General features: G+C 60.5%; 7 protein-coding genes. 3 read left to right on the forward strand and 4 right to left on the reverse strand.

Annotated elements, in window-relative coordinates; translation table 11 throughout:
• Positions 1-9: 9 nt before the first annotated feature.
• Together HMPREF3130_RS02370 and HMPREF3130_RS02375 are read right to left on the reverse strand one after the other, a co-directional pair.
• Complete coding sequence (locus HMPREF3130_RS02370) at positions 10-1,470, reverse strand: M1 family metallopeptidase (RefSeq protein ID WP_070429263.1); 1,461 nt, start codon at positions 1,468-1,470, stop codon at positions 10-12.
• A 10-nt stretch (positions 1,471-1,480) separates the two neighbouring features.
• A complete protein-coding gene (locus tag HMPREF3130_RS02375; protein ID WP_083276327.1) occupies positions 1,481-3,655 on the reverse strand; it encodes a prolyl oligopeptidase family serine peptidase in 2,175 nt (724 codons plus the stop codon).
• Positions 3,656-3,737: 82 nt separating this feature from the next.
• Here HMPREF3130_RS02375 and lpdA point away from each other — a divergent pair, with 82 nt between their 5' ends.
• Positions 3,738-5,153 carry a dihydrolipoyl dehydrogenase gene (gene lpdA, locus HMPREF3130_RS02380; RefSeq protein WP_049189521.1) on the forward strand — a complete coding sequence of 472 codons (1,416 nt, stop codon included), beginning with the start codon at positions 3,738-3,740 and terminating at the stop codon, positions 5,151-5,153.
• Positions 5,154-5,399: 246 nt separating this feature from the next.
• Here the strand turns inward: lpdA and ramB are convergent, their stop codons facing one another.
• Together ramB and aceA are read right to left on the reverse strand one after the other, a co-directional pair.
• Positions 5,400-6,824: an acetate metabolism transcriptional regulator RamB gene (gene ramB / locus HMPREF3130_RS02385; protein ID WP_246815098.1), complete on the reverse strand. Its 1,425-nt coding sequence runs from the start codon at positions 6,822-6,824 to the stop codon at positions 5,400-5,402.
• A 214-nt stretch (positions 6,825-7,038) separates the two neighbouring features.
• The gene (gene aceA, locus HMPREF3130_RS02390) at positions 7,039-8,331 is read right to left on the reverse strand and encodes an isocitrate lyase (protein WP_016421960.1); all 1,293 of its coding nucleotides are present in this window, start codon (positions 8,329-8,331) and stop codon (positions 7,039-7,041) included.
• Positions 8,332-9,347: 1,016 nt separating this feature from the next.
• Between aceA and HMPREF3130_RS02395 the strand changes: the two genes are divergently transcribed.
• Together HMPREF3130_RS02395 and HMPREF3130_RS02400 are read left to right on the forward strand one after the other, a co-directional pair.
• A complete protein-coding gene (locus HMPREF3130_RS02395) occupies positions 9,348-11,558 on the forward strand; it encodes a malate synthase G (RefSeq protein WP_070429265.1) in 2,211 nt (736 codons plus the stop codon).
• Between the two features lie 257 nt (positions 11,559-11,815).
• Positions 11,816-12,589, forward strand: a complete 774-nt coding sequence (locus HMPREF3130_RS02400) for an HAD family hydrolase (RefSeq protein WP_210387119.1) — start codon at positions 11,816-11,818, stop codon at positions 12,587-12,589.
• The last annotated feature ends 9 nt before the right edge of the window (positions 12,590-12,598 follow it).

A 12,598-nucleotide genomic window follows, 5' to 3' on the forward strand; every position in this document is an offset into this window, starting at 1 on the left:
TCTAGCTCTCTAGTCCTTGGCCTTCGAGTAGCCGAGCTTTTCAAACTGAGCGGTCAGTTCCTCATCCACGATTGGAGCACCATTATCGCCGATGCCCTGGTCAGCAGGGGAGCGCGTCGGATCAGTGGGGAAGTCAGGCAAGGAGCTGCGTGACAGCCAGGAGTCAAAGATGACATCCAGGTGCGAGGTGGTGATGCCACGCTCACGGCATACGCGGTTGGCCAGTGCGCGGAAGTCCACTGCATCGACCACACTGTGGCGGTTGGTGGTGGTCCACTGGCGCACCAGGTCGAAGAACACCTCGTCGCCCAGCAGCAGACGCAGAGCGTGCACAGTCAGCGCGCCGCGCTTGTACAGACGGTCGTCGAACATCAGCTTGGGCCCTGGGTTGGCGATGACGATGTCCTGATCATCTTGAAGCAGGTCCAGGTAGTGCTTGCGGGCGTGCACATCCGCGCTGGCACCGCCGCTGACCTCGGACCACACCCACTCGGAATAGCAGGCAAAACCCTCGTTGAGCCAGATATCGCGCCACTGCGAAATGCCGACGCTGTTGCCGAACCACTGGTGCGACAACTCGTGGGCAATCAGTCGATTCCATGTGTCCTTGCCGTCGGCGTGGTTGGCTCCGAAGATGGACAGACCCTGTGCCTCGATGGGGATCTCCAGGTCGTCTTCACAAATGACCACCTGGTAGGCGCGGAAGGGGTAAGGGCCAAAGAGCTTGGCGAATTCATCGAGCATGCGGCCCTGATCTCGGAAGTCATGGCGGGCATTGGCCACCAACTCAGAGGGCACCCAGGCCACTACGGTCGAGGTCTGGCACGGCAGCTCGACCTTCTTAAACTGGCCGACATTGATGGTGGCCAGGTAGGAGGCCATGGGCTCCTCGGTGACAAACCGCCAGCGGCGGCGCGATCCGCCCACGTTCACCGGAGCGTCGGCAAGCCCTGGTGCGACGACCTCGTAGGGAGCGTCGGTGACCATTGTGAACTCGTAGAACGCCTTGACCTCGGGATCGTCATCGCAGGGGTACCACGACGCCGCGCCCACCGGCTGCGATGCCACGAGCGCGCCGTTTTCCAGTTCCTCCCAGCCAATTTCGCCCCACTTCGAGCGCACCGGACGTGGCGTGCCCGAGTAAGTCACAATCAGCCGCAGCGTCTCGTCGGGAGCCAACTCGCGGTCAAAGGTGACGCGCAGCTTGCGTCCCGAATGGCGCCAGCGCTTTACATCGATTGAGTGTGCCTGCGAATCGGAAATCGCATCCACCGAATCGGCCCCCAGCGCATCCGCAAAGTCGAGCGTGATGTGTGAGGTCCAAGCATTGATTTCGATATGCAGAGTCGCCGTCGCCTTCAGACGATTCGGCCCGACCCGATAGTCGAGGTCCAGCTCGTATTTGTTCACCCGGAAACCCAGGTTGAACGCAATACCGGTATAAGGATTAGTGAAATCAGCGCTACTCACGGCTGTTACCTTACTTGAGCTTGTTCCACAGCCACGTAGATATGAGTGCCTCGACGAACGCGACCTGCGAATTATCCGCCGCACCGGCGTGGCCTCCTTCGGTATTTTCGTGATAATCCACCGGCTGTCCCGCTTCCTCCAGCAGCCACGCCAGGCTCCTCGCATGTGCCGGGTGGTCGCGGTCGTCCCTGGTAGACGTCGTAATCAACGCTGGCGGGTAGGCGCGCTGCTCTCGCTTGACGACGCGCTGGACCGGCGAATACTGCGCAATCGCAGCCCGCTCGGTGGGGTCGTCCGGGTTTCCATACTCGGCCATCCAGGAGGCTCCCGCGGACAGCTTGTGATAGCGCATCATGTCCGCCAGCGGCACCTGGGACACCACTGCGCCCACTAACTCCGGGTAGGAGGTGAGGCAGACTGCGGTCAGCAGCCCGCCGTTGGAACCACCGCGCACGCCCAGCTGCTCGCGCGTGCAGTAGCCGCGTTCAACCAGGTCGCGCAGCACGGCCTGATGATCCTCATAGACCCTCATCCGCTCAGTCTTGACCACCGAGGAGTGCCAGGTCGGGCCGAATTCGCCACCGCCACGCAGGTTGGCCTCCACGAAGTACCCGCCCCGCTCGAGCCAGGTCAGGCCACGAATCGCCGAGTACTGCGGGACCAGTGAGACCTCGAAACCGCCGTAGGCGTGCACGAGGGTAGGGGCTGGGTTCGGAGTGGGTGTGGCTGTGGTTGTCTCTGCACTAGCGCCTGCGTCAGCACTTGCACCAGCGCCCGCGCTGAAGCGGCCGGTGATGCGATACGGAATCCGCGTGCCATCGGCCGAGGTCGCCCAGTGCTGCCGCGTCTCCATCCCCTCACTGTCGAAGAGCGCCGGAGCACGCCGCACTTCCGTGAGCGGGTTGCCGACTTGCCCGTACCAGAGAGTTGCCGGCTGCGTTGCCGAGGTCGACACCAACCAGATTTCATCGTCGCGTTCAGAGGCCGTATCAATCACGCTCACAGTGGCCTGTGCCGGTAACTCGCCGAAAGCCTCCACCGGCTCCCACGAGCCCTCCCGCAACACGACCAACTTCGTCGCGACATCCTCCAACAGCGTCAACACCAGGAAGTTCTTCGTCCACGCCAGCTGCTGGAACGAGGTGTGCGGATCAGGGGTGAAAATCACCTCCACCTCACGCGAGCCCGCCAGCCACTTTTCGAGCTCCACAACGGCCACGCCACCAGCCGGAATGCCATTGAACTCCGTGCGCGGCATCAGCACCAACCACTGCCTATGGACACTCGTCCGGCAGTCCTGCGGTACCTCCAGGATCTGCAGGGAAAAGTCCCCATTCTGCTGCGCCGCCAACTTGCCCGAACGCTCCGCTGCCACGAACCGCTGCGAATTATAAAAATCATGCGCACGCTCGACAAACAGCCGCTCGAACCCCTCCGTCGCGTCGAACCAGCCGCCCACGGCCACATCATCACTGTGGCCCGAGAAAATCACATCCGCGCTTGACGACGGCGTGCCGCGCCGCCACCTCCGCACCTGCCGCGGGTAGCCCGAATCCGTCAGTGACCCCGGACCAAAGTCACTGCCAACGAGAATTTCGTCACGACCCAACCAACAGACATCGGACTTCGCCTCCGGGAGGTAGAACGGCTCATCCTCCACAAAAGTGCAGTTGACGAGGTCAAACTCCCGCACCACAGTGGCATCGGCCCCGCCGCGAGAGAGCAGAATCAACGCGCGGTCATACTCCGGATAACGGCACACCGTGCCCTTCCAGACCCAGTTTTCTCCCTCGGCTTTCGCCAGCGCATCGAGGTCGATGAGATTTTCCCACTCGGTCGCCTGCGGATCCTCCTGGCCAGCCAGATAGCTCTGCAACGAGGTGCGCCGCCACAGGCCCCGAGGATGCTCGGCATCCCGCCAGAAGTTATAGAGGTACTCGCCGCGCCGCACCGGGTATGCGATCCGGGCATCGGTGTTGAGCGCAGCCAGGATGCGTTGTTCCAGGTTGGTGCGGTCGCTGGTGTCGTCGGCAAGCGAATCGACACCTGCGACGGTGGCCTTCGACTGCGCGCGAGCCCACGCCAGCGCCTGGGAGCCGTCGATATCGTCCAGCCAATCGGGGACAAGATCAGTGGAGAGGAAGGAGAGATTGTTGCCCAAGTCGGTGTCCGTGTCGGTGCCCATGCCCACCACCGTAGCCGACCGCAGTAGGTAAAACCGGGACTCGCGCGTGAAGTAAAGACAAGTCGTGCGTAGACTTGTGCACGTGGCTGAACATTTTGATCTTGTAGTACTCGGCGGCGGTCCTGGCGGATACGTCGCAGCAATCCGTGCATCCCAGCTGGGGCTGAAGACCGCTGTGGTGGAGAAGCAATACTGGGGCGGTGTCTGCCTCAACGTTGGCTGTATCCCATCCAAGTCTCTGTTGAAGAACGCCGAGGTGGCGCACATTTTCAACCATGAGGCTAAGACCTTCGGTATCTCCGGCGATGTCTCCTTTGACTTCGGTGCCGCACACGCGCGTTCGCGCAAGGTGTCCGCGGGCATCGTCAAGGGTGTTCATTTCCTGATGAAGAAGAACAAGATCACCGAAATCAACGGTTTCGGTGAATTCACTGGCCCGACCTCCATGGCCATCACTGATGGCGATGACAAGGGCAAGGAAATTACCTTCGACAAGGCGATTATTGCAACCGGCTCTGTCGTCCGTTCCCTGCCGGGCGTTGAGGTCGGCGGCAACATCGTTTCCTACGAAGAGCAGATTCTCTCCGACGAGCTGCCGGACTCCATGGTTATCGTCGGCGCTGGCGCCATCGGTATGGAGTTCGCATACGTCTTGGCTAACTACGGCGTGGACGTCACCATCGTCGAGTTCATGGACAACGTTCTGCCGAACGAGGACGCAGACGTCTCCAAGGTTATTGCCAAGGAATACAAGAAGCTGGGCGTCAAGCTCATGACCGGGCACAAGACCACCTCCATCGTGGACAATGGTGACTCGGTTGAGGTCAAGGTCGAGGCCAAGGATGGCGGCGACGAGCAGACTCTGACCGTCGACCGCGTTATGGTCTCCATCGGCTTCGCACCGCGCACCGAGGGCATCGGCCTGGACAAGGCCGGTGTTGAGCTGGGCGAGCGCGGCGAGATTGTCATCGACGAGTACATGCGCACCAACGTCGACAACATCTACGCCATCGGTGACGTCACCATGAAGCTGCAGCTGGCACACGTCGCTGAGGCACAGGGCGTTATCGCAGCTGAGCACATGGCGGGACACGAGACCGAGACCATCCCGGACTACAACATGATGCCGCGCGCAACCTTCTGTAACCCGCAGGTTGGTTCCTTCGGTAAGACCGAGGCGCAGGCCAAGAAGTGGGCAGAGGAGAACGGCCGCGAGATTAAGGTTTCCACCTTCCCGTTCTCTGCCAACGGTAAGGCCCAGGGTCTGGCGGAGCCGGCTGGTTTCGTGAAGCTCATTGCAGATGCTGAGTACGGCGAGCTGCTGGGTGGTCACATGGTGGGCGCCAACGTTTCGGAGCTCATGCCGCAGCTGGTTCTGGCTGAGAAGTACGAGCTGACCACTGAGGAAATCGGCCGCGCCGTCCACATTCACCCGACCATGTCCGAGGCTATGAAGGAAGCAGCTGAGGGCGTTATGGGCAAGATGATCAACCTGTAAGAGGTTGTGGCTTTGGCCTGGGGCCAGTTTTCGCTGGTCCTGGCTCTCACTGGGCTGGTTCCGGTTCAGGCAAATACGAGTTAGTGCTTAAGTTTATGACAGTTTGACCGTGAAAATCGGTGCGAAAGTGTCATAAACTTAAGCACTTTCTTTTTGGGGTCTTCCTTTTTTTTGGGGGGGGGGGGGCATCCTGCGCGAACCAAGCCCCCCGCAAACAGGCCGGCCCTGCGCCCGTCGTAAAGCGAACTAGTACGGCGAGACGGTGGAGCGGTGCATGTTGATGTCGATATCGCGATGGATCGGCGGGAACGCGCGCTGCGGACAGGCCTCGCGGGAGCAGACCCTGCAGCCGGCACCGATCGGAGTGGCGGCGTCGAGGTCCGCGAGATCGAGACCATCGGCGTACACGGTGCGCTCAGCGTGACGGGCCTCGCAGCCCAAACCGATGGCAAAAACCTTACCTGGCTTGCCGAAACGGGCCGCGTGATGCTCCACGGTCCGCGAAATCCACATGTACGGCCGACCATCCGGCATGAGTGCGACCTGCCGCATGACTTTGCCGGGGTAGGAGAAAGTCTCGTAGACGTTCCACAGCGGGCAGGTACCGCCCGAATGCGTGAAGTGGAAGCCCGTGGCGGATTGGCGTTTGGACATGTTACCCGCGCGGTCGACGCGCACGAATGTCCATGGAATACCGCGCAAGCTGGGGCGTTGCATCGTGGACAGTCGGTGGCAGATGGTCTCGTAGCCCACGCCGTAAGTGCGCGACAACAGCTCGATGTCGTAGCGTTTCGACTCAGCCATCGCATGGAACGACTCATACGGCAGAATCAGGGCCGCCGCGTAGTACGTCGCGACTCCGCGCTGCGCCAGCTTCCGCGACTCCTCCGACATGAAATGCCCGGACGCGACAGCCTCGGAAATGGTCTCGCCCTGCTCCAAAAACCCCAGCTCCGTGGCCATGCGGAAGGCCCGCTGTCCCGGCGAGAGGTGCCGCGCGAGGTAGAGCGTCTTCGTCCGCCGATCAAGGCTGTGCTGCACATCGCCTAACGACGATTCCAGCGCAATCCGAATCCCATGGTCGTTGGACAGCCTGTCGGCCAGCACAGAGACCACATCGGTGGTCTCGTCGGTGATGCGCAGCTCGCGGGCCAGCTCCTCGGCGGCGGTGTCGACCGAAGCGATGTAGTTCTGGCGGGCGTAGAAGTAGTCGCGGACCTCCTCATGTGGCATGGTCAGCGCCTGTGAGCCGGAGGCGGTGTCGGTGCTGTTGCCGAAGTTGCGCTCCTCGGTGGCCAGAGAGAGTTTGTCTGTGACGTTGCGGTAGCGGCGGTGGATATCCACCATGATGCGGGCGATGTCGGGATGGTCGCGAACCATTTCCGAGATCGCCTGCAGGTCCATGGGGGACTTAGCGATCTCCTTGTCCATCACCACGTCCTGAACCTCAGCGAGGAGGCGGGAGTCGTCATCTCGGGAGAAGAAAGTCGCGTCAACGCCGAATGTGTCCGTGATGCGGAGCAGCACGGGCACAGTCAGCGGGCGGACGTCGTGCTCAATCTGGTTGACGTAACTAGCCGAGAGGCCCAACGCCTGTGCGAGCGCAGCCTGGCTGAGGTCGCGCTCGCGGCGTAGCTGGCGGAGGCGGGATCCGACATAGGTTTTCGACATACTGCCCAGCATATCGCGGGCTTTGCTGAACTTGTGTAGAAAACCGTTGCAACCTTTGCTTACGTGTGTAGGTGCTGAGGTTCTCAGGCACGCTTCACGACGGCCCGGAGTCGACACGTCGATGAACACACAAAAACACCCAGCGAGGGCTGTAAGTGCAACCCTCGCTGGGTGTTGAAGTTAGGTCCTTGACCTAAGCCCTAAGTCGAGTGACTTAGAACTGACCCTCCTCGGTGGAGCCCTTCAGGGCGGTGGTGGAGGAGTTCGGGTCGACGGTGGTGGCGATGCGGTCGAAGTAGCCAGCGCCAACCTCGCGCTGGTGCTTGACAGCGGTGAAGCCGCGCTTCTCGGCAGCCTCGAACTCGCGGTTCTGCAGGTCGACGAATGCGGACATCTGCTCGCGAGCGTAGCCGTAAGCCAGGTCGAACATGCCGTAGTTCAGGGCGTGGAAGCCAGCCAGGGTGATGAACTGGAACTTGAAGCCCATCTTGCCCAGCTCGTTCTGGAACTTGGCGATCTCGTCCTTCTCGAGGTGAGCGGACCAGTTGAAGGACGGGGAGCAGTTGTAAGCCAGGAGCTGGTCCGGGTACTCAGCCTTGACGCCCTCAGCGAACTTCTTAGCCAGCTCGAGGTCCGGAGTACCGGTCTCCATCCAGATCATGTCAGCGTACGGAGCGTAGGACTTTGCACGCTCGATGCACGGCTCCAGGCCGTTCTGGACGTGGTAGAAGCCCTCGGAGGTGCGGTCACCGGTGATGAACTTCTGGTCGCGCTCATCAACATCGGAGGTGATGAGGGTAGCGGCCTCAGCGTCGGTGCGGGCGATGATGACGGTCGGGGTGTTGGAGACGTCAGCAGCCAGGCGAGCAGAGGTCAGGGTGCGGATGTGCTGCTGGGTCGGGATCAGGACCTTGCCGCCCAGGTGGCCACACTTCTTCTCAGAAGCGAGCTGGTCCTCCCAGTGGGTACCAGCGGCACCAGCGTTGATCATAGCCTTCTGCAGCTCGTAGACGTTCAGAGCGCCACCGAAGCCAGCCTCACCGTCAGCGACGATCGGCAGCAGCCAGTTGTCGACGGAGTCGTCGCCCTCGATACGAGCGATCTCGTCTGCGCGGAGCAGAGCGTTGTTGATGCGGCGAACGACGTTCGGCACGGAGTTGGCCGGGTACAGGGACTGGTCCGGGTAGGTGTGGCCGGAGAGGTTAGCGTCACCAGCAACCTGCCAACCGGAGAGGTAGACAGCCTTCAGGCCAGCGCGAGCCTGCTGAACGGCCATGTTACCGGTCAGTGCGCCCAGAGCGTTGATGTAGGAGTCGTCCTTAACGTTGACGCCTTCCCACAGGATCTCAGCGCCGCGGCGAGCGAGGGTGTTCTCCTCGACGACGGAGCCCTGGAGCTCAGCAACCTGCTCAGCGGTGTAGTCGCGGGTGATACCTTCCCAGCGCGGGTTCTCGTCCCAATCCTTCTGGATTTCGGCGGCGGTACGTGCCTTACCAACGTTAGACATAAACGGAGTCACTTCCTTTTGCTTGCTTTTTGAACTCCGGGTGCTGACTTAAGAACAATTCCGACAGAACCGATCTACAGGCTGACCCGATAGTGACCGCGGTGTCACGTGAATGCAGGGGGCGCTAGCAAAGTGCTGTACCCCTGCACGCAAACACGCGAACAAAAACAATGTCCGCTTCCGCGTGCCATGTCTCACATTTTGGGGCATAGCGCTACGTTCGTCAAGCAGCTTCCGATGTGAATTCAAGTATGTAATACGGATAACACTTGTGAAGATTGCAAACATTGTGATGTGTAGCTTGGCTTTAACAATTTTCGCCTGTGACCGGCCGGTACATTTGTACTGTTATTTCCCTATGGCGGGCTCGCGAATAATGTTCCCCCCGCTTTGGGGTGATTTATATTTTGGTATTTATCAAAGCCGGCCGTTAACAGTGTTTGGGGTTTAGGGGGTGTTTCGCTACCCCCGAAATTATGGCCGTAAAGGTGGAAACGGGCTTCTAAATACACTGCCGTTACACCGTCAGTACCCCGCCGGAGCATCCCTGGGTAGTGGCCAGGGTCTCGGTTGTCATCTCGCTTTTATGGTCTGGTTTGAAGGCCGAGGCTGTAGCGACGTGATTGGTCGCTGGCCGTTGATACGCAGGTCGCAATAGTAAATGTCTGTGAGGCGCGACACTTTCCCATTGTGTGTGGTGTTCTGTGGCTGGAGGAAAGAGTGCCGGGGATGCTGCAGTCAATGCGGGTGGGGGAGGGCTGGTTGTGGCGTCAGGATTGAATGCCCGAATGGTCATTGGGGAGGGGTGGGGTCTGTTCGCAGGGTGCTCGTCGTAAAGCGAATGAAATGGCAAATGTGAGCGGCGCTATACCGGGCTGGCGGTTGGCGGTTATGGAAAAAGACGGTTCATAAGTGCGCCGAATCACATACAGTAGGGGAACAACGCATCCAGTGTGAGCCGCTGACGTGGCCGTGGCTGGATGGGCAAATTGCAATCAATAGTTTTGAGGAGAGCAATGGCACAGCGTATTTCGGCAGGTGGAATGCAGGTCGCGAAGGTTCTTTACGACTTCGTTAATGACACCGCACTCCCCGCCGCCGGCATTGAGGACAAGGACGCGTTCTGGAACGGCTTCGGTGACATTGTCGCTAAGTACACTCCGCGCAACCGCGAGCTGCTGGCCAAGCGCGATGAGCTGCAGGAAAAGCTCGACGCTTGGTACAAGGAACACCCGGGCGAGCAGAATCAGGATGAGTACGTCGCATTCCTGAAGGAAATTGGCTACCTCGTTGACAACCCGGGTGACTTCCAGGTCACTACCGCTAACGTCGACACCGAGATCACTTCCACCGCTGGCCCGCAGCTGGTTGTGCCGGTCCTCAACGCCCGTTTCGCCATCAACGCTGCGAACGCACGCTGGGGCTCGCTTTACGACGCGCTGTACGGCACCAACGCTATTCCTGAAGATGGCGGTGCGGAGAAGGACACCCCGGGCTACAACAAGGTCCGCGGTGACCGCGTTATCGCATGGGGTCGTAACTTCCTGGACAAGGCTCTGCCGCTGGTCGACGGTTCCCACGCGGACGTCACCTCTTACGACATCGTCGACGGTCACCTGCAGGCAACCCTGGAAGGCGGCGCTACCTCCGGTCTGCGCGAGCCGGAGACCCTGGTCGGCTACACCGGTGACAAGGACGCGCCGGAGTCCATTTACTTCAAGCACAACGGTCTGCACATCCAGCTGCTGATTGCCCCGGAGTCCCCGGTTGGCAAGACTGACAAGGCTGGCGTCAAGGACATCATCCTGGAAGCCGCTGTCACCAACATCATGGACCTCGAGGACTCTGTCGCCGCAGTTGACGCTGCTGACAAGACCCTGGGTTACACCAACTGGCTGGGCCTGAACGTCGGTGACCTCGCAGTCGAGTTCACCCGTGGCGGCAAGAAGCTGTCCCGTACCATCAACGACGACCGCACCTACACCGCTCTTGACGGTTCCGAGGTCACCCTGCACGGTCGTTCCCTGAACCTGGTCCGTAACGTCGGCCACCTGATGCAGAACCCGGCCATCCTCGACCGCGACGGCGAGGAGATTTTCGAGGGCATCATGGATGCCGTCGTCACCGCTGTGTGTGCAATCCCGGGCCTGGACCAGGACAACGCACGTAAGAACTCCCGTACCGGTTCGATCTACATCGTGAAGCCGAAGCAGCACGGCCCGGATGAGGCTGCATTCACCAACGAGCTGTTCGCAGACGTTGAGAAGCTGCTGGGTCTTCCGCACAACACCCTGAAGGTCGGCCTGATGGACGAGGAGCGTCGTACCTCCGTCAACCTGGACGTCGCCATCAAGGCTGTTTCCGAGCGCGTCGTCTTCATTAACACCGGCTTCATGGACCGCACTGGTGATGAGATCCACACCTCCATCCAGGCTGGTCCGATGTTCCGCAAGGCTGTTCAGAAGACCGCTCCGTGGATGCTGGCTTACGAGGACAACAACGTCGACTCCGGTCTGGCACACGGCCTGCAGGGCAAGGCTCAGATTGGTAAGGGCATGTGGGCCATGACCGAGCAGATGGCCGAGCTGCTGGAGCAGAAGATCGGTCAGCCGAAGCAGGGTGCTTCCACCGCATGGGTTCCGTCCCCGACCGGTGGTGTGCTGCACGCTACCCACTACCACGAGGTTGACGTCTTCGGCGTTCAGGACAAGCTGCTTACCGACGGTCGTCGCGACACCTTCGGTGATCTGCTCACCATCCCGGTAGCGGCAGCTAAGGCTGGCGAGCCGGGCGCTGACTGGTCCGATGAGGACAAGGCTAACGAGCTGGACAACAACTGCCAGTCCATCCTGGGCTACGTTATCCGCTGGGTTGAGCAGGGTGTTGGCTGCTCCAAGGTGCCGGACATCAACGATGTTGACCTGATGGAGGACCGCGCTACCCTGCGTATTTCCTCCCAGACTCTGGCTAACTGGCTGCTGCACGGTGTTGTCACCGAGGAGCAGATCATCGATTCGCTGGAGCGCATGGCCGAGGTCGTTGACCGCCAGAACGAGGGCGATGAGGCATACCTGCCGATGGCTCCGGACTTCGACAAGTCCATTGGTTTCCAGGCTGCCAAGGAGCTCATCCTCGATGGTGTGAACCAGCCGTCCGGTTACACCGAGCCGATCCTGCACCGCCGTCGCCTGGAGTTCAAGAAGCGCGAGGGCATCGACCAGGATTAATTCTTGGTCGGGCTGCGGCTGCCGAGCCTGAAATAACAAAATAGATACCCAAACTGCCGGTTTGTAGGTGGTATTGGCTAACCTCTGATGCCAATTCCGCATGCGCGCCGGCAGTTTTGTTTTTGGGGGAATCGCACCATGATTCTCAGATTCGAGATACCCGGGTTCACAAGCGGGGTAGGGGCAACGTTGCTAGCGTTGATTGGGAAGTTAATTGAGAATATGCAGTCTGCAACGTCCAAGGAGCTGCGACCCCCATGACTAATTCCACGACCGATAGTGCTACCAACCTCGCCAAGGCCAAAGAATTCCTCCATAGCGCGGGCGCAATCCTCTTTGACCTCGACGGGGTAATTACCCCTACCGCAGATGTGCACGAGCAGGCATGGGCAGACATGTTTAGCGACTACTTCGAGCTCAAGGGTGTCTCGGCCTACACAGAGGAGGACTACTTCACCTACCTCGATGGCCGCCGCCGCGATGAGGGCATCGCAGCAATCCTGGAATCTCGTGGCATTTCGCTGCCACACGGTAGCGATGAGGACACAGCGAAAGACGAGACGATTGTGGGACTCGGGAAGCGCAAAAATGATGACTTCTTGGCGCGAGTCGAGAGGGGAATTGAGGCCTACCCGGGATCGGTTGCGCTGCTCGACGAGTTACAGGGCGCGGGGGACTCGTCGGCAAGCGAAAAACCGCAGTTGGCGGTGGTTAGCTCGTCGAAGAACGCGGTGCCGGTGCTGACGGCCGCTGGGCTGCGTGAGCGGTTCGTGGAGATTGTTGACGGCGTGGTGGCGCACGAGAACAATCTGCCGGGTAAACCAGCCGCCGATACTTTCGTGTACGCGGCGGAGAATCTGGGGGTGGCGCCGCGCGATGCCGTGGTGGTCGAGGATGCCATCAGTGGTGTGCAAGCGGGTGCAGCCGGCGCATTTGGTCTGGTCATTGGTGTTGACCGCGGTGCTGGCGCAGAAGCACTGCGCCGAGCGGGCGCCGACGTTGTGGTCAGTGACTTGGCGGCACTCGTCTAGGCTGGCTCG

It is taken from the genome of Corynebacterium sp. HMSC14B06 (assembly GCF_001807075.1).
Lineage (GTDB): Bacteria > Actinomycetota > Actinomycetes > Mycobacteriales > Mycobacteriaceae > Corynebacterium > Corynebacterium jeikeium_D.

What these genes read in the sequence shown, in the direction of transcription:
- HMPREF3130_RS02375 (WP_083276327.1), bottom strand. Translation starts at nt 3,655, where the DNA reads ATGGGCACCGACACGGACACCGACTTGGGCAACAATCTCTCCTTCCTC.
- ramB (WP_246815098.1), bottom strand. Translation starts at nt 6,824, where the DNA reads ATGTCGAAAACCTATGTCGGATCCCGCCTCCGCCAGCTACGCCGCGAG.
- aceA (WP_016421960.1), bottom strand. Translation starts at nt 8,331, where the DNA reads ATGTCTAACGTTGGTAAGGCACGTACCGCCGCCGAAATCCAGAAGGAT.
- HMPREF3130_RS02395 (WP_070429265.1), top strand. Translation starts at nt 9,348, where the DNA reads ATGGCACAGCGTATTTCGGCAGGTGGAATGCAGGTCGCGAAGGTTCTT.
- HMPREF3130_RS02400 (WP_210387119.1), top strand. Translation starts at nt 11,816, where the DNA reads ATGACTAATTCCACGACCGATAGTGCTACCAACCTCGCCAAGGCCAAA.